Source organism: Cognaticolwellia aestuarii, from assembly GCF_002000025.1.
GTDB classification, from domain to species: domain Bacteria; phylum Pseudomonadota; class Gammaproteobacteria; order Enterobacterales; family Alteromonadaceae; genus Cognaticolwellia; species Cognaticolwellia aestuarii.
In genome coordinates this window covers 308,507-324,371 of record NZ_MUZV01000004.1, presented here as the reverse complement: position 1 = coordinate 324,371, position 15,865 = coordinate 308,507, and the positions used below count along the sequence as shown (strand labels likewise).

The following is a 15,865-nucleotide window of genomic DNA, read 5'->3' as shown; positions in this document are numbered from 1 at the left end:
TACATTAATTTGCTCTAAACTTATAAGCTAAGCAATTCATGCAGCTCGAGCTTTTCATCATCGCTTAATTTGCTACTGCGCGATTGCTCAAGAAGTAGCTCCGTGCGTTGTTCAATAAAAACATTTAAAAACTTTTCAATGGTGTCTAGAAACGTACCTTCAGCATTTTCAGGTTCTACATGGTGTTCCATACACATTAATTTTGTTAATTGTTTCTCTGCTTCCTGCCCTCTAAAGTGCTCAAGTAGTTGTGCGCTATTCACTTTAGGGTTTTGCTTACATAAGGCTAACAGTTGATTTAACAGCGGAATGCCCGGCATATTTAAATCGGCTAAAATATTAGCATCAGGTAATGTTTCTACTATATGGGGATGCTCAAGTAATAATGCAATAGCGAGTCTAACTGGGGTAATTTTAGGTCGTACTGCTTTTGCTTTATTTTGTTCGGCGTTGGCAAAGTTTTTATGCAATTTTTTCAATTGCATTTCGTTATTCGCACCGAATTGATTGGCAAGTTTAGTTACAATGGCATCTTTAAGATTACTTTCCGGCAGTTTAGCCAAATAAGGTTTGAATGCGCCAATGGCTGCACCTTTACCTTCTGGTGATGTCATATCTATTTGCGCAAGTAAGTGTTCAAATAAAAATGTTGAAAGTGGGGTGGCGTTATCTAAGATTTTTTCGAAAGCGGCTTGGCCTTGCTCTCTGATCATCGAGTCAGGGTCTTGGCCATCAGGCAAGAAAACAAACTTAAGGCTATAACCGTCTTGAATCATTGGTAGCGCATTATCCATTGCACGCCATGCAGCATCTCGACCTGCTCGGTCACCGTCATAGCAACAAATAACTTCTTTTACTGTTCTGAATAAGGTTTGCAGTTGCTCAGATGTTGTTGCGGTTCCAAGTGATGCAACCGCGTAATCAACACCGTTTTGGGCTAGTGCGACAACATCCATATAACCTTCAACCACCACTAAACGGGTTAATTGTTTATTCGCTTGCTTCGCTTCGAACAGTCCATAAAGCTCTTGGCCTTTATGATAAATACGTGTTTCCGGCGAGTTAAGATATTTTGGTGTGCCATCACCGAGTACGCGACCACCAAAACCTATGACTCGACCACGTTTATCACGAATAGGGAATTGAATCCGACCTCTAAATCTGTCGTAAGGCCTATTCTTATCACTTTGAATAGCCATACCTAGATCAACAAGCTGTTGATTTATTTGATTACTGCGGCCAAACACCTTCATCATGCCATCCCAAGCATCACTGATATAACCTATGCCAAAGCGTTTAACAATTTCACCACTTAAGCCACGACCTTTCAAATAATCAATGGCAATGTCTTTATCTGAAGCAACTTTTAATTGTTGTTGATAAAAACGACTAATTTGTGCCATCAACTCATAGTCGTCTTGCTTTTGAATATAAGCTTTTTGATCTTGCTTTTGTTGGGCCGGTGTTCTATTTATTTGTTCTCGAGGCACGGTCATATTGTAATGAGAGGCCAGTTCTTCTACTGCATCGGGAAACTCTAAACGATCAAACTCCATTAAAAATGAAATAGCATTACCGTGCTCACCACAACCAAAGCAGTGATAAAATTGTTTGTCTTGGCTGACGCTAAACGAAGGAGATTTTTCAGTATGAAAAGGGCAACAAGCTTGGTAATTTTTACCGGCTTTTTTTAATGGTACGCGAGAATCTATTAATTCAACAATATCGGCTCTAGCCAATAAATCATCAATAAATTGTCGGGGGATCATACCAGCCATAAATGTCATTACATCCAGAGAAAATATTATTCTACACTAATAAAATTAGCGGAATAGAAAGTTATTGCATTCTAATAAAAATAAAACCGCGAGGCCAAGGCTATCGCGGTTTTTATTTTGAGTGAACATTGAAGTTCAAATGGAAGATTAATTAACTGTTTAAAGTAGCTCTAACTTGACCGCTTACAGCGCCCATGTCAGCTTTACCTTGCATTAACGGTTTTAATACCGCCATTACTTTACCCATATCAGCCATTGAGCTGGCACCGGTGTTAGTAATCGTATCTGCAATCAGTTGATTAATTTCGTCTGCTGATAATGGCTGCGGGAGAAAATCTTCAATAGCGCTGACTTCTGCAGCTTCTTTCGCTGCTAATTCATCGCGACCACCTTCAGTAAACATTTTGATAGATTCTTTACGTTGTTTAACCATTTTGGTTAACAAGGCAATGATATTATCATCGGTTGCTGCTGTATTGTGATCAATTTCTGCCTGCTTTATCGCAGAAAGTGCCATACGAATTACACCAAGACGAAGTTTGTCTTTGGCACGCATGGCATTTTTCATTTCATCATTAAGTTGACTAAGTAGACTCATAATTACATTTACTCTTAAGTTAACTCAGTTGACTTAGATCTTACTAAGGTATTCTTAGTACATGCGAACGCGACGAGCGTTCTCACGAGAAACTTTTTTAGCTGCGCGTTTTACTGCTGCTGCTTTTTTACGCTTACGTTCCCAAGTTGGCTTTTCGTAAGATTCGCGACGGCGAACTTCTGAAAGGATACCTGCTTTTTCACATGAACGTTTAAAACGACGTAATGCAACGTCAAATGGTTCGTTTTCTCTTACTTTAATTACTGGCATGTACTGTTTTACCTTAGTTAGATATCTATATAAATCGGTGTCTGATTTCAGCTAAATAGCCTCATCTTCACCCACTCTATTAAAAATTGGTGCCGTATTCTAAAGCGAACACTATAGTAATGTAAAGGAGTAATCATTATTTCGCTCAGTTTCAGCGTAATTGCGTCTAAATTGGGCTATTTAAATGACAAAATGAATATTTTAGTTGCCTTTACATGCACTATAAATTGAAAGTTGGGGACTCGATAGGTAAAATCATCGGCCAACGAAAGCTGCTAGCTTAGTGCTGCGGTTTTAAACTTCTTTGACAGCGGAACTTTTAGTTCTAGGTAAATAAAACACTATGCGAATTTTAGGTATTGAAACTTCTTGTGATGAAACCGGCATTGCGATCTATGATGATGGCCAAGGGGATCTACCTGAAGGCATAGTTGCACACCGTCTATATAGTCAAATTGCTGTGCATGCAGATTATGGCGGCGTTGTGCCTGAGTTAGCATCACGCGATCATGTACGTAAAACCATTCCATTAATTAAAGAAGTACTTGCTGAAGCTAACTTGACACCAGCTGATTTAGACGGCGTAGCTTATACTGCTGGGCCTGGTTTAATTGGTGCTTTGCTGGTTGGTTGCTCTATCGGTCGTAGTTTAGCTTATGGGTGGAACTTGCCAGCAGTTCCTGTACATCATATGGAAGGACATTTATTAGCTCCTATGCTAGAAGAAAATGTTCCGGATTTTCCATTTGTCGCTTTATTAGTGTCTGGCGGTCATACCATGTTAGTGCGTGTTGACGGCATTGGTCACTATGAGCTTTTGGGCGAATCAGTTGATGACGCTGCCGGTGAAGCTTTTGATAAAACAGCTAAGTTATTAGGTTTAGATTATCCGGGCGGGCCGGTATTGGCAAAAATGGCAGAAAGTGGTCGTAAAGGACGTTTTAAATTTCCACGACCGATGACAGATAGACCTGGATTAGATTTTAGTTTCAGTGGTTTAAAAACATCAGCTGCCAATACCATTCGTAAAGAAAGCCATGACGAGTTAACGGCTGAACAAAAAGCACAAACTCAAGCAGATATTGCCTATGCCTTTCAAGAAGCTGTAATTGATACCTTAGCAATAAAATGTAAGCGGGCATTGAAGCAATGTGATTTAAACCGTTTAGTGATTGCTGGTGGTGTTAGTGCAAATACGGCCTTAAGAGAAAAGTTAGCGCAAATAACCAAAAAGTTAGGTGGTGAAGTTTTCTATCCTAGACCTGAGTTTTGTACCGATAACGGTGCCATGATTGCTTATGCTGGTTTACAGCGATTAAAAGCCGGTGTTGATACCGATTTAACTTTCAAGGCCACGCCACGTTGGCCATTAGATACTTTAGAAGCAATATAGCAGCAAGTTTTGATTACTTTTTGCTAAAAGATATCTTAGGTTCTTTGCCTTGGAGCAATCTAATGATGTTTTCTTTGTGTCTAAATATAATCAATCCAGACAACATTAATACCGGATAGACATAAATTGGCTTTAATAGCCAAGTATATAACGGCGCCATCGCTACGGTAGCAATGGCGGCTAGGCTTGAATAGCGAGTGACTTTTGCAACCAATAGCCAAGTTAAGATCAATAATCCGCCTAAATCTAAGCCAATAGGCAACAAAACACCAAATGCTGTAGCAACTGCTTTACCGCCATTAAAGTTAAAAAATATCGGATACATATGCCCTAAACAGGCTGCCACAGCAATAATGCCTAAGTATACCGGCTCTAAACCTAAAAAGTAGCCGCCCCACACAGGTAGGGTGCCTTTTAATATGTCAAAGAGAAGCACTGATGCCGCAACAAACTTATTACTGATACGTAACACGTTGGTGGCACCTGGATTTTTTGAACCAGTGGAGCGAGGGTCGGGTAAATTCAACAGCTTACAAAGTAATATGGCACTCGAAATTGAACCTACTAAGTAAGCCAACATGACCATTACACCTGTAATAAGTAAACTGCTAATACAAAGTTCCTTTTGAATTTGGTGCCATAAAAAGTATAAAAATGATTTTCTTTAGCGCTTTTTCTCATTGTAGCGCGTTGATTACTAGTTTTTCTAGACCTGCACAGGTAAACTCGCCATTTATTTTCTAAATCAGCTTGTGGCGATTGTTTGTACTATTTTTATTAACGTCATAGCAAACCATATAAAGGGTCTTAATGTGGATAAAGTCTATATTGAAGGATTAACCTTTCAAACAACGATTGGTTTTTATCAGTGGGAAAAAGAAATAAAACAAACACTGGTGATTGATCTTGCGATGGGCTGGAATACAGCACAAGCAGCAGAAAACGATGAGTTAGCTAAAACCCTCGATTATGCTGCAATATCAGAAGCCGTTGTTGAATTCGCTAATGCTAATCCTGTTGATTTAATTGAAACGCTTGCTGAACGTATTGCGACATTTCTTATGGCTGAATATCATATTCCTTGGTTACGTTTAAAACTGATGAAACCAACGGCAGTGCATAATGCCAGCACAGTTGGTGTAGAAATTGAACGTGGTATAGCGATGTCGGGTCAAGCAAAGTAATGACAGACATTTATATTTCTCTTGGTAGCAATATTAATCGTCAATATCATATTGAACAGGGACTTAATGCGTTAACTGATGCCTTTGGTTTATTGACCTTATCGTCATTATTTGAAAGTGAGGCGGTTGGCTTTGCCGGTAAAGCATTTTACAACATGGTGGTTGCCGTTAAGACTGAGCTGAGTTTAGCTGAAGTGGCTAGTACACTAAGAACAATAGAATTTGCTTATGGCCGTAGCCAAGATGCGAAAAAATTTAGTCCGCGAACATTAGATTTAGACTTACTGCTTTATGGCGATGTTATTGCCGATACTCCCGCACAAATTCCTCGAGATGAAATTACAAAAAACGCTTTCGTATTATGGCCTTTAGCTGAAATTGCAGGGCAATTAATTCACCCAACTATTGCCAAAAGCTATGACGAGTTATGGCAGCAATACGATAAACATCAACAAAAATTAAAAAAAGTGCCCTTATATTGGGCAAAAGAAAATAGGGAAATATAACGAATATGAGTACCATTGACGTATTTATCTTGGCAATAATTCAGGGCTTAACCGAATTCTTACCTATATCAAGTTCAGCACATTTGATTTTGCCATCAGCCGTTTTTGGTTGGCAAGATCAGGGACAAGCTTTAGACGTTGCTCTTCATGTTGGTACCTTGCTTGCTGTCGTACTGTATTTTCGTAAAGAAGTTGGCAGTATGGCCGTAGCATGGTTTGGTACGGTGGGCATAGGCCCTGAAAAAAACAGCAACAGCTTTGACGGTAAACTCGCATGGTGGATTTTACTGGCATCCATTCCATTAGGCATCGTTGGATTATTAGGCAAAGATTTTATTGAAGAAAATCTTCGCTCAGCCGCTGTCATTGCCATTACTACTTTGGTGTTTGGTGTTTTATTGGGTTTTGCGGATATCAAAGCAAAAGAAAATGTCAGTGTTGAGAAACTAGGCTTCAAAGGTGCGATGATTATTGGTTTAGCGCAAGCGCTGGCATTGATACCTGGCACCTCTCGTTCTGGTATCACCATGACTTTAGGCCTTATGTTAGGGTTAAATAAAGAAAATGCCGCACGTTTTTCATTTTTATTGTCAATTCCTGCCATCGTGATGACCGGTGGGTACTTAACTTATAAGTTAATATCGTCGGCAGAGCCCGTTGATTGGAGTACGTTAGGGTTAGGCAGTGTGTTAGCATTTTTCAGTGCTTATGCTTGCATTCACTACTTTTTAATTTTAGTCAGTAAAGTGGGTATGATGCCATTCGTGATTTATCGCTTAATTCTTGGCGCTGGTCTGCTTTGGTTTGTGCTGGGATAATTGTTACACTATAAGCCATTTTAAAACGCGCTTTGGCGCGTTTTTGTTATACATATATTGATGCTAAGCGTGATTCGCAGGCATTACTTTATCTACTCAGACAGTACTAATGGACTATTGGGCTTTTATTAAAGCCTAGGTAAACTTGAGTTCTGAACCTAACATGGTAGATATTCACCTGATTAAAAGTGAGATTTTTGATGGATTTGTCTTTAACTGAAGAACAAATAATGATTCAAGATATGGCGAAAAAGTTTGCAGAAAGTGAGCTTGCGCCGGTAGCTGCACAACTTGATGAAACGATGGATCAAAAGCTATTTTTAGCTAATTTAGCACAACTGACCGAACTAGGCTTTATGGGCTTAAACATTAAAGCTGAATATGGTGGCGTTGAGGCCGGTAGTGTTGCCTTTAGTTTAGCTATTACTGAACTTGCTCGTGCTTGTGCTTCAACTGCGGTAACAACATCAGTTACTAATATGGTCGCTGAGGTGATTCAGGCCGTTGGTAATGAAGAACAAAAACAAAAGTATTTACCAAAGCTTTGTAGCGGTGAGTATCGTGCTGGTGGCTTTTGTTTAACGGAAGCAACTGCAGGTTCAGATCCCGCGGGTATGAAAACTCAGGCAGTTAAAGATGGTGATGATTACCTTATCAGCGGTAGTAAACTTTATATTACAAGTGCTTCATTTGCTGATGTTTTCGTGGTTTGGGCGGTTACTGACCCAGAAGCAAAGAAAGGTAAAGGTATATCATGTTTTATCGTTGAAGCGGATACGGCTGGCATTACTGTTGGTAAACCTGAAGGTAAAATGGGCCAGAAAGCATCACCAACCAATGAGGTACACTTTGATAATTGCCGTGTACCCGCTTCAGCCATGATGGGAGCTGAGAATAAAGGTTTTGGTGTTGCTGTAGGCGAGCTAGCGGGTGGTCGTATTGGCATTGGTTCACTGGCATTAGGTGTTGGCCTTGCTGCACTTGACTATGCTAAAGCCCACATTGTTGAGCGTAAACAATTTGGTCAGCCATTGGCTAATTTTCAAGGGCTACAATGGAAGCTGGCTGAACGTTATACAGAAATGGAAGCGGCTCGCTTACTGTTAATGCAAGCGGCATATACCAAAGAACAAGGCCAACCTTTTGGCATGGCGGCGTCAATGGCCAAACTATTTGCTACTGAGAATGCAAATAAAGCCTGTTATGACGCATTACAGTTAATGGGTGGTGCGGGTTATATTAGAGAATATCCGCTTGAACGTATGGCGCGTGATGTGCGTGTAACGTCGATCTACGAAGGCACAAGTGAAATTCAAAAAGTGATTATAGCGCGAGAATTACTACAAAACGTTTAACTAATATTTATTATACTTTGACTGCAATTAAGGCCGCTCATAATCTAGGCTGAGATTTAATATAACTAACCTGCAGCTTAATACATAATTAGGCTGCATGGCTCAATCATTTCTCCTTAACGTTGCTTTTATCCCTTTGGGCTGAGTTAGTGCCGCTTAATGGTTTAACTTAATAAATATTTAGTGTCTTTGCTTGTATCTTCAGGGTTTGACCCAATTAAAAACTATATATATTTATTATTGGAGCAGCATGATGACAAACTCGCTTGCGATCACCTTAGAAAACTTTCAACAAGTTATTATTGAAGAATCGAAAAACCAACTTGTATTGGTCGACTTTTGGGCCCAACAAATTCCTGAAAGTGTCGAACTGCGAGATAAGTTAACAGCAGCATTGGCTAATCATGGCGATACAATACTGTTTGCAACGGTTGATTGTGAGACGCAAGGGCAAATAGCTCAGCAGTTTGGCATTCAAGGTTTGCCTACGGCGGTTTTAGTTAAAGATGGCCAACCACTTGATGGCTTAACTGGTCCACAAACCGATGAAAGCATTAATGAGTTTTTAGCTAAATATTTACCAAAACAGCAAGATTTACTGTTAGTACAAGCTAAAGATTTACTAGCTGAAGGTAACGTTGCTGAAGCTTTTCCTATCATCAGCCAAGCTTATCAACTTGATAATGAGCGGGCTGATATTAAGTTAGTGTTAGCCAATGTTTATATTCAAACGGGTAAAATCACGGAAGCAGAGTCATTATTGAAAAGTATCAAAATGATTGACCAAGACAGTGATTATCAATCTTTGATGGCGAAGCTCGAATTAGCCATGCAAGCTGCAGACTCTCCTGAAATTCAAGCACTTGAACAGCAACTACTTAATGAACCTGATAATGTCGAATTGCAGCAGAAATTAGCTGCACAATATAGTCAAGTTAACCGTAATGAAGATGCGTTGACGATTTTGTTTCGTTTAGTGCAAAAAAATGGTGCTGATATTGCGAGTAAAGATTTATTACTCGATGTCTTGAAGTCTTTACCTGATGGTGATGCGTTAGCCAGTAAATATCGACGTAAACTTTACACGTTAATGTATTAATACTCGTAGGGTTTTAAGTAACTTGAGTCCGAGATAAGTTAAACCTATCAATGCTACAATTGCTGCGTGAATTAACCTTGATTGACGTAAAACTAATAGCATTGCTAATAAATTATGCCGCCAATTTTATTATTGATTAAAGTGACTTTACCCATTGCAGTGTATTAATTTCTTCGCGCATACATTATCGCAAACTCAGGTTAATTAGATAAAAAAGCATAACAGGAGATTGTTATGCTTTTTTTATTAGTGCCTGTTGCAAAGTTTTTAAGCTTCACTGAATGAGCAGCATCTTATTCGCATTGCTATTATGCAGCAGTAATAGCGGATTCTTCACTTTTAAGTAAATGTGAAAACTCATTTAAAAACTTTTGTATTTTTCTAGCGACTACTAGCTGACAATACTTATTTTCAGGGTTGTTAGTGACATAATCTTGATGATAACTTTCGGCACTTGAGAAATTATTCACGGCTTTAACCGTGGTGACTATCGCTTGCTCAAATTCTTCCGTGTTATTTAATTGCGCAATTCTCGCTTCGGCAATGCCTTGTTGCTCGGGCGTATGAAAAAGGATAGTTGAGCGATATTGACTACCAATATCATCACCTTGACGGTTTAAGCTTGTTGGATCATGAATAGCAAAAAATACAGTTAATATCGTTTCTATATCCAGTGATGTCGTATCGAAAGTTATTTGTACTACTTCGGCATGATTGGCAATACCATTACAAACTTGCTCGTAGCTTGGGTTGATAATATCACCATCAGCGTAACCACTAACCACTGAAACGACACCTTTAATTCGGGCAAAAATATTTTCAACGCACCAAAAGCAACCAGCGCCTAATGTTATTTTCTCGATGCTCATCTCTTTTTCCTTTGAAAAATTACTCGTAGTAAATAATGTTTTATTGTTAATTTTTTAAAAACGTATAGACGTCTATATGTTCATGAGTAGAATGTAGCACTCAGACGTTTAGATGTCTATATGTTTTTTGATGATTGATGGTAAATGAGCAGGTGATTAAAATAATTTGCTTGAGAAAGCTAACGTATGCGTCGAAACAGAAGGTGTTTAATTGCTCAGCTTGATATAACGGGTATTAAATTTCAGATATTAAGTTGAGTAATATCATGGTTATGCGTTAATTGAAGCTATTAATAAGCAAACCACCTAGTGCTGATTAGGCCATTCTAGGTGGTATGGCGAGTTAGTTGAACAGTATATCAATCAAACAATATATCAATCAGCTAATGGCAAGTTATAAGCGACATGCTGATGAAAGCGTAAAGTTAATTCGTCTTTTTCAGTCGGGATCTCAAGTTCAGTGGCAAATAAACGCATCGCTTGCTCTATTTGATTAACAAATTTTGCATAGTTTTGTTCTGCGCCATTATGGCAGTTAGCAACAAAGATTAACTGCACATTATCAACCAGTACGTCAGCCTGCCATTTACTGACAATACCACAGGGACTTTGCTTAGGGTTGTAGCCTAACATTTGTAACTCGCCAACTTTCGACACCAACTCATGCAAACTATGCCTTACAATAGGCACCAAACCATTGGCAATCAGAGCGCCATTATTTAAGTTAAAGCGCTTTGCTACGAGTGAGAAGGTATCAGTTAGATAGGTAAATAAAGGGTTGTAGGGATCTGCTGAAGCAGGGTCAATATCAACTAACTGAGAGATCCTGTGGTTAAGGGGTAAATTAACAATCGCATAAGTGATGGATGACATATTTTCAGGCAAGTCAACATTTTGGCTCGCATATCTTTGGCTGATGGGTCTAAACTTATGTGCTTGGCTAGTACAACAACCTTTATTTTTAGCGAATATGTCGTAGGTTAAATGCTGATGATCGCGCATTCGGATATTCGTCATGGGCAGTTTTATTTGTTGTGATAAACTAGCTAACAGCGCTTTTACTTTTTGGTGAAATTTTGCCGCTCCAACTCGGATCTCGCTGCCCGATGCCAAAAATACTAAAGTAATTTTTTTGGCTCTAATGCTGGCGTCAAAAAATGAATTTTGTAGCACATGTTGTTGTGGATCATAATAGAAGATGATTTGCTGCTTGGTTTGCCACTGATGCATTTCTTGGCTATAGCGCACCCGCACTAATTTATCGTTAGCAACAAGTAGGCTGTTTGTGATGCCGTTGCTATTACTGAGATCGAATAACAATTCAGCTAATGCTTGATAACAGGCATAATAATTTGCACTGCCATCTTTATTAGAATGACTCGGTAATTGTGAAAGTAGTTGATCTGTTAAGGTAAATTCAGCCAAAATGTATTGATTATCACGAGCATTATCCGGTATGTAGGCTTTTGTGGCTGCGCTACGTTTTCTAACTATTGACATAACAATTCCCTGAAAGAACTTGGTATCATCTTGATCCCAATTTAAGTTTTGGTATGTCAGCGATTATAAGCAGTGCTTGTGACATTTTTATGTCGTGTAAAAGCCAATTAAAAATATTTATAAGATGTGCTATTGGTCGTCAAAAAAGTTAACTTTTGACAGCTGAATTATTAAAAATAATATTTTGCTCATGTAAACCGAGGAAACCACGAAGAGATGTATCACAAATGTCGATAAATAATAATGCAGAGTTAATTGCAGCCATTAATCAGGTTATGCCATTTGGTAAATATAGTGGAAGAAAGCTATTACAGTTGCCTGAGCCTTATTTAGTTTGGTTTCATGCTAAGGGTTTTCCTGAAGGAAAGTTAGGCCAGCAATTAGCGTTAATTTATGAAGTTAAACTTAATGGCTTAGAGGAGATGTTAAGGCCTTTATTAAGAGCTTAACTTTTCAAACTGATTTGTTCTTTCATTGCTCTTTTTAAGTCTGGTTTGCTATATAGCGTTTTGCTAACAAATTGTTTTGTAATACTTAGTTTTAACCTATTTTTATTTGTTGTTTATTTTCCTTAAAAAAAATTACCAAGCCCTAGTTTTGTGAGCATAGCAGCTTGCTTTCAGCGTTTGCTTGTTCTTAAATTAATTGGGGTTGAAGTAATACCATATTGCCGTTAACGGTATGCTTCTCTCGTTAATTAAGGTCAATTATTAATAATTATCAAATACTTATAAAATAGTAAAATGTAGAGGTGTTATTCATGAGAAGACAAAAAAGAGACAAGTTAGGCAGAGCACATTCAAATGGTTATCAAGCTGGGCTTTGTGGCAGAACAAAAGAAAAATGTCCATATCAAAATACAGATACTAAATCAGAATGGCTTGGTGGCTGGCGAGAAGCCTTAACTGATAGAAGCATGGGCTTATTTAAATAACTTGAGCTCTTATTGATGAATTAAATTTTCAAACCAAGCCCTCAATTTTGAGGGCTTTTTTATGGCTGCTTTATTGGTCAGAACGTGACTTAATGTGCTTTTACATTAATTATAAAGCTGAGCAAGCAGGACATTTAGCTTGTTTTTTAAGTGTTAATTGCTGCCACGAGTTATTCAAACCATCAAAAATGTTGAGTTGATTAGTCGCTACTTGATGACCAGTTAAAAACTTGATTGCTTGTAATGCTTGCATGCCTGCGATAATAGCGAGTACAGGGCCTAAAATACCTAATGTTTGACAATTATTTTCCGCAACCTTCTTACTAGCGGGGAATAAGCATTGATAACATGCACTATCAGATTTATTAGGATCAACAAACATATGCTGACCATCAAAGCCGGTTGCTGCGCCGATCACTAAAGGTTTGCGGTGCTCAAGGCACTTTTGATTAATGAGGTAACGAGTACTGATATTGTCAGTACAGTCAAGTACCAGGTCTACTAAAGGGAAGTAATAATCGGCAAGCTCTGCGTCGAGCATTTCATCAAGTACTTCGATATTAGTACTAGTATTGAGTTGCTGTAGTTTTTCAGCACTGGTATCCGCTTTATTTTTTGCAAGGTCTGACTCATTAAATAGTATTTGTCGATGCAAATTACTGATATCAATATTGTCACCGTCAGCTAGATAAATGTTACCGACACCGGCGGCGTTTAAATAAAGGCTTACTGGGTTACCTAAGCCGCCAACACCAACAATTAATATGCGGGCATTTTTTAGCGCTTGCTGGCCTTGCTCACCAATACCTTTGAGCATGATTTGACGGCTAAAGCGAAGTTGTTCTTGCTGACTAAGCATTTTTTGGCGACTCCGTATAATGATAACTGTGGACAGCGTTAGCTTTAAATTGAATATAAACAGTGCTTTGTATTGTTAGTGCTAGACGTTTTTTTGACCATAAACTGATTTGAGCAAAAAATTGCTGCTCGCCAGATTTTAGCGTCACTAGCGCATTGGTTTTCCCGTATTGTATTTCGATGATGGTTGCAGGTAAATGGTTGACGATCGAGCTATGCTCAGGCTTAGTAATACTGATACTAATATCACGTGCATAAATCATACATGGCAGTTTTTGACCAAGTAAGCTCGGTGTTATGGTTTGCTCTAGCAAGGGTAAATATATGCTAGCTGTTTTATCTTGTGCTATTGGTAGCGATAACCGCGTTAAACCATAGTCAGGTAAGTGCTCGGCAACTGTTAACGACAAACTTGTTTTAGGGCTAGTTTCTTCAGCGTTATTTAATTGATGAATCGCTTGATGAATTGGGTTGACAGTGCTGATTTTTCCAGCTGAAACCACAATAAGCTGATCGGCGATATATTGTAATTCACTTAAACTATGGCTGACATAAAGCATGGGTAAATTCAGTTGTTGCTGAATGTCTTTTAAGATAGTGAGCATTTGTGATTTAGTACTTTTATCTAAGGCACTAAAGGGTTCATCTAATAAAAGTAGTTTCGGCTCTGCGAGTAGGGCTCTAGCAATAGATACTCTTTGCTTTTCACCACCAGAAAGTTGTGTGACATTTTGGTGCTGTAAGGATTTTAGCTTTGTTAATGTCAGTACTTTTTCGATGCTAAGTTGGCTGTTTTTTTGTCGCTTAGCACCATAGGCTAAATTTTGATAAACACTGAGATGAGGGAATAAGCGACTATCTTGAAACACTAAGCCTATTTGTCTTTTTTCTGCCTTAATATATTGTTTTTTAGCACTATCTTGAAGTGACTTTCCATTTAAGGATATTTTACCTACTGCTTGTTGCTCAAGACCGGCAATAATGCGCAATAATGTTGACTTACCTGAGCCAGAATCACCATACACACCTGTAACAGCTGAAAGATGAATTTCTTGTTCAACAGAAATAACAAAGCTATTAAAGGCTAGCTTAAAAGCGAGCGCTAAAGATGTTGCATGCGGGTTATCACTAATAGCAAGTTGCTCAGAGTATGATGGGGAATCTGAGCTGGTATTAGTCGAGTTAGATAATGTACTCATGACTTAGCTAAATTCTGTTGAGTTTTATTGACGTTATTACCTAATAAATAAACCATAGATAACAGCAGTAATGAAGCAATTAATAACCCAGCAGAGAGTATGTGCGCATTAGCGTAGTTAAAAGCTTCCACATGATCAAACAAAGCAATTGATAAGACCCGTGTTTCACCGGGGATATTGCCGCCAATCATTAACACAACACCAAATTCGCCAACGGTATGGGCAAAGCCTAATGCGGTGGCAGTAATAAAACTGGCTTTTGTTAAGGGTAAAACAATACTAAAAAAGCGATCTATAGGCCCAGCACCCAGCATCGCCGCAGCTTCTAGGTGATGATCGCCTAATTGCTCAAAAGCTTTTTGTAATGGTTGTACAACAAAAGGCAAAGAATAAAGCACTGACCCGATAACAATCGCGCTAAAACTAAAGGCTAATTGGCTGCCAGTGGCACTTTGCCATAATTGCCCAGGTAATGAACCGGGCGAAAAAGCCAGTAATAAATAAAAGCCTAATACGGTTGGTGGTAACACTAAGGGCAGGGCAACGACCGCTTCAAAAATAACTTTCCATTTACTTTGCCATTTTGCAAGGTACCAAGCTAGAGGGGTCCCGAGTAATAGCAAAATTATGGTCGTTAGCGCTGCCATTTTAAAGGTCGTGGTGAGTGCCAGGATATCAGCTGAAATATCAGTCATTTTCTGTTTTTACCGGTAGATAACCTAATTGTTGCAAGGTAGCTTGGCTATTAGTTTGTAAAATGAAGTCACTGAGCTTTTGTGCGATAGCGACTTGTTTACTGGTTTTGACAATGACCAATTGTTGCTCAATTGGTTGATAAAATTGTTCAGGAATAAGCAGGCCTTGATATTGATTCATTTTTAATTGGCTGTACGCAACAAACCCTAACGGCACTGCTTGGCTGCGTACTTGTTGAAAGGTTTGGCTGATATTTATCCCCGTAACTAATTTAGTTTTCTGTTCTGACCAAAGTGATAAATAGGTTAATGCCTGCTTAGCGGCTTTGCCATAAGGTGCAGTATCAGGGTTAGCAATGGCTAAGTTACCGGAATAGTTATTCAGTATTGATAGGCTGGTTAATGGTTGTGTTGCAGACCATAACGCAATTTGACCATAGGCATAGCTTTTTCGGCTATTTTCAATAATCAATCCTGCTTGCTCTAGCAATGCCGGTCGTGTTGAGTCAGCCGATAAAAATAAATCAAACGGCGCACCATGTTTAATTTGCTGATATAGCGTGCCGGTTGCAGCACTAATGATTTGATAATCGATGTTTGTGTTATTGGGTAAATCAGCGAGTAAAACTTTTAAAGCGGGAGCAAAGTTTGCCGCAACAGCGATACGTAATGGACGTTCTTGCAATAATATCGGCTCATTAGCATAAACATGGCTGGCTTGAAGTGCCAGCCAAATAATCGCTAGAGTGAGTGTTTTTTGCAATGTGTTTTTCAACAATCTAGGCATTTTTATTATCGAAAAAACTCGG

General features: G+C 38.8%; 18 protein-coding genes. 8 read left to right on the top strand and 10 right to left on the bottom strand.

The window, feature by feature from the left end; genetic code table 11:
• Window positions 1-20 precede the first annotated feature (20 nt).
• The 3 genes from dnaG to rpsU all read right to left on the bottom strand — a co-directional run bounded on the left by dnaG (window position 21) and on the right by rpsU (window position 2,646).
• Window positions 21-1,778, bottom strand: coding sequence for a DNA primase (gene dnaG / locus B0169_RS08420; protein ID WP_077285509.1), 1,758 nt, complete (start codon window positions 1,776-1,778; stop codon window positions 21-23).
• A 151-nt stretch (window positions 1,779-1,929) separates the two neighbouring features.
• Window positions 1,930-2,376 carry a GatB/YqeY domain-containing protein gene (locus B0169_RS08415; protein ID WP_077285508.1) on the bottom strand — a complete coding sequence of 149 codons (447 nt, stop codon included), beginning with the start codon at window positions 2,374-2,376 and terminating at the stop codon, window positions 1,930-1,932.
• Window positions 2,377-2,430: 54 nt separating this feature from the next.
• The gene (rpsU, locus tag B0169_RS08410; protein ID WP_011045067.1) at window positions 2,431-2,646 is read right to left on the bottom strand and encodes a 30S ribosomal protein S21; all 216 of its coding nucleotides are present in this window, start codon (window positions 2,644-2,646) and stop codon (window positions 2,431-2,433) included.
• 343 nt (window positions 2,647-2,989) lie between these two features.
• Between rpsU and tsaD the strand changes: the two genes are divergently transcribed.
• Window positions 2,990-4,039 carry a tRNA (adenosine(37)-N6)-threonylcarbamoyltransferase complex transferase subunit TsaD gene (tsaD, locus tag B0169_RS08405; protein WP_077285507.1) on the top strand — a complete coding sequence of 350 codons (1,050 nt, stop codon included), beginning with the start codon at window positions 2,990-2,992 and terminating at the stop codon, window positions 4,037-4,039.
• A gap of 13 nt (window positions 4,040-4,052) precedes the next feature.
• Here the strand turns inward: tsaD and plsY are convergent, their stop codons facing one another.
• The gene (gene plsY / locus B0169_RS08400; RefSeq protein WP_412842121.1) at window positions 4,053-4,637 is read right to left on the bottom strand and encodes a glycerol-3-phosphate 1-O-acyltransferase PlsY; all 585 of its coding nucleotides are present in this window, start codon (window positions 4,635-4,637) and stop codon (window positions 4,053-4,055) included.
• A 214-nt stretch (window positions 4,638-4,851) separates the two neighbouring features.
• On the opposite strand from plsY, the gene folB reads away from it, so the two are divergent.
• The 5 genes from folB to B0169_RS08375 all read left to right on the top strand — a co-directional run bounded on the left by folB (window position 4,852) and on the right by B0169_RS08375 (window position 9,001).
• Window positions 4,852-5,223 carry a dihydroneopterin aldolase gene (gene folB / locus B0169_RS08395; protein ID WP_077285505.1) on the top strand — a complete coding sequence of 124 codons (372 nt, stop codon included), beginning with the start codon at window positions 4,852-4,854 and terminating at the stop codon, window positions 5,221-5,223.
• Window positions 5,223-5,729, top strand: coding sequence for a 2-amino-4-hydroxy-6-hydroxymethyldihydropteridine diphosphokinase (gene folK / locus B0169_RS08390; RefSeq protein ID WP_077285504.1), 507 nt, complete (start codon window positions 5,223-5,225; stop codon window positions 5,727-5,729). The genes folB and folK overlap by 1 nt, the downstream gene beginning before the upstream one ends.
• A gap of 5 nt (window positions 5,730-5,734) precedes the next feature.
• The gene (locus B0169_RS08385) at window positions 5,735-6,547 is read left to right on the top strand and encodes an undecaprenyl-diphosphate phosphatase (RefSeq protein ID WP_077285503.1); all 813 of its coding nucleotides are present in this window, start codon (window positions 5,735-5,737) and stop codon (window positions 6,545-6,547) included.
• A 200-nt stretch (window positions 6,548-6,747) separates the two neighbouring features.
• Window positions 6,748-7,902, top strand: a complete 1,155-nt coding sequence (locus B0169_RS08380; protein WP_077285502.1) for an acyl-CoA dehydrogenase family protein — start codon at window positions 6,748-6,750, stop codon at window positions 7,900-7,902.
• Window positions 7,903-8,152: 250 nt separating this feature from the next.
• Window positions 8,153-9,001 (top strand): tetratricopeptide repeat protein, encoded by an 849-nt coding sequence (locus B0169_RS08375; protein ID WP_235838520.1) that lies wholly within the window; start codon window positions 8,153-8,155, stop codon window positions 8,999-9,001.
• Between the two features lie 308 nt (window positions 9,002-9,309).
• Here B0169_RS08375 and msrA read toward each other — a convergent pair whose 3' ends face one another.
• Both msrA and B0169_RS08365 read right to left on the bottom strand, forming a co-directional pair.
• The gene (gene msrA / locus B0169_RS08370; protein ID WP_077285500.1) at window positions 9,310-9,870 is read right to left on the bottom strand and encodes a peptide-methionine (S)-S-oxide reductase MsrA; all 561 of its coding nucleotides are present in this window, start codon (window positions 9,868-9,870) and stop codon (window positions 9,310-9,312) included.
• A gap of 375 nt (window positions 9,871-10,245) precedes the next feature.
• On the bottom strand, window positions 10,246-11,370 hold the full coding sequence (locus B0169_RS08365; RefSeq protein WP_077285499.1) for a DUF3083 family protein: 1,125 nt from the start codon (window positions 11,368-11,370) through the stop codon (window positions 10,246-10,248).
• Between the two features lie 227 nt (window positions 11,371-11,597).
• Here B0169_RS08365 and B0169_RS08360 point away from each other — a divergent pair, with 227 nt between their 5' ends.
• The gene (locus B0169_RS08360) at window positions 11,598-11,819 is read left to right on the top strand and encodes a DUF3820 family protein (RefSeq protein WP_077285498.1); all 222 of its coding nucleotides are present in this window, start codon (window positions 11,598-11,600) and stop codon (window positions 11,817-11,819) included.
• A 311-nt stretch (window positions 11,820-12,130) separates the two neighbouring features.
• Window positions 12,131-12,304, top strand: a complete 174-nt coding sequence (gene rmf, locus B0169_RS08355) for a ribosome modulation factor (protein ID WP_077285497.1) — start codon at window positions 12,131-12,133, stop codon at window positions 12,302-12,304.
• Between the two features lie 109 nt (window positions 12,305-12,413).
• On the opposite strand, the gene B0169_RS08350 is transcribed toward rmf, so the two are convergent.
• From B0169_RS08350 to modA, 4 genes are read right to left on the bottom strand one after another with little or no spacing between them, the layout of a single operon-like run.
• The gene (locus B0169_RS08350; protein ID WP_077285496.1) at window positions 12,414-13,163 is read right to left on the bottom strand and encodes a HesA/MoeB/ThiF family protein; all 750 of its coding nucleotides are present in this window, start codon (window positions 13,161-13,163) and stop codon (window positions 12,414-12,416) included.
• Complete coding sequence (modC, locus tag B0169_RS08345; protein WP_077285495.1) at window positions 13,156-14,361, bottom strand: molybdenum ABC transporter ATP-binding protein; 1,206 nt, start codon at window positions 14,359-14,361, stop codon at window positions 13,156-13,158. Before modC ends, B0169_RS08350 begins: the two co-directional genes overlap by 8 nt.
• Window positions 14,358-15,056 carry a molybdate ABC transporter permease subunit gene (gene modB / locus B0169_RS08340; RefSeq protein WP_077285494.1) on the bottom strand — a complete coding sequence of 233 codons (699 nt, stop codon included), beginning with the start codon at window positions 15,054-15,056 and terminating at the stop codon, window positions 14,358-14,360. Before modB ends, modC begins: the two co-directional genes overlap by 4 nt.
• Complete coding sequence (modA, locus tag B0169_RS08335) at window positions 15,049-15,819, bottom strand: molybdate ABC transporter substrate-binding protein (RefSeq protein WP_158077066.1); 771 nt, start codon at window positions 15,817-15,819, stop codon at window positions 15,049-15,051. The genes modB and modA overlap by 8 nt, the downstream gene beginning before the upstream one ends.
• Window positions 15,820-15,865: the final 46 nt, after the last annotated feature.

Bases quoted from the DNA above. Each gene is read 5' to 3' on its own strand.
- rmf (WP_077285497.1), top strand. From the start codon at position 12,131: ATGAGAAGACAAAAAAGAGACAAGTTAGGCAGAGCACATTCAAATGGT.
- rpsU (WP_011045067.1), bottom strand. From the start codon at position 2,646: ATGCCAGTAATTAAAGTAAGAGAAAACGAACCATTTGACGTTGCATTA.
- B0169_RS08385 (WP_077285503.1), top strand. From the start codon at position 5,735: ATGAGTACCATTGACGTATTTATCTTGGCAATAATTCAGGGCTTAACC.
- dnaG (WP_077285509.1), bottom strand. From the start codon at position 1,778: ATGGCTGGTATGATCCCCCGACAATTTATTGATGATTTATTGGCTAGA.
- modB (WP_077285494.1), bottom strand. From the start codon at position 15,056: ATGACTGATATTTCAGCTGATATCCTGGCACTCACCACGACCTTTAAA.
- B0169_RS08415 (WP_077285508.1), bottom strand. From the start codon at position 2,376: ATGAGTCTACTTAGTCAACTTAATGATGAAATGAAAAATGCCATGCGT.
- folK (WP_077285504.1), top strand. From the start codon at position 5,223: ATGACAGACATTTATATTTCTCTTGGTAGCAATATTAATCGTCAATAT.
- modC (WP_077285495.1), bottom strand. From the start codon at position 14,361: ATGAGTACATTATCTAACTCGACTAATACCAGCTCAGATTCCCCATCA.
- B0169_RS08365 (WP_077285499.1), bottom strand. From the start codon at position 11,370: ATGTCAATAGTTAGAAAACGTAGCGCAGCCACAAAAGCCTACATACCG.
- B0169_RS08380 (WP_077285502.1), top strand. From the start codon at position 6,748: ATGGATTTGTCTTTAACTGAAGAACAAATAATGATTCAAGATATGGCG.
- msrA (WP_077285500.1), bottom strand. From the start codon at position 9,870: ATGAGCATCGAGAAAATAACATTAGGCGCTGGTTGCTTTTGGTGCGTT.
- tsaD (WP_077285507.1), top strand. From the start codon at position 2,990: ATGCGAATTTTAGGTATTGAAACTTCTTGTGATGAAACCGGCATTGCG.
- B0169_RS08360 (WP_077285498.1), top strand. From the start codon at position 11,598: ATGTCGATAAATAATAATGCAGAGTTAATTGCAGCCATTAATCAGGTT.
- B0169_RS08350 (WP_077285496.1), bottom strand. From the start codon at position 13,163: ATGCTTAGTCAGCAAGAACAACTTCGCTTTAGCCGTCAAATCATGCTC.
- B0169_RS08375 (WP_235838520.1), top strand. From the start codon at position 8,153: ATGATGACAAACTCGCTTGCGATCACCTTAGAAAACTTTCAACAAGTT.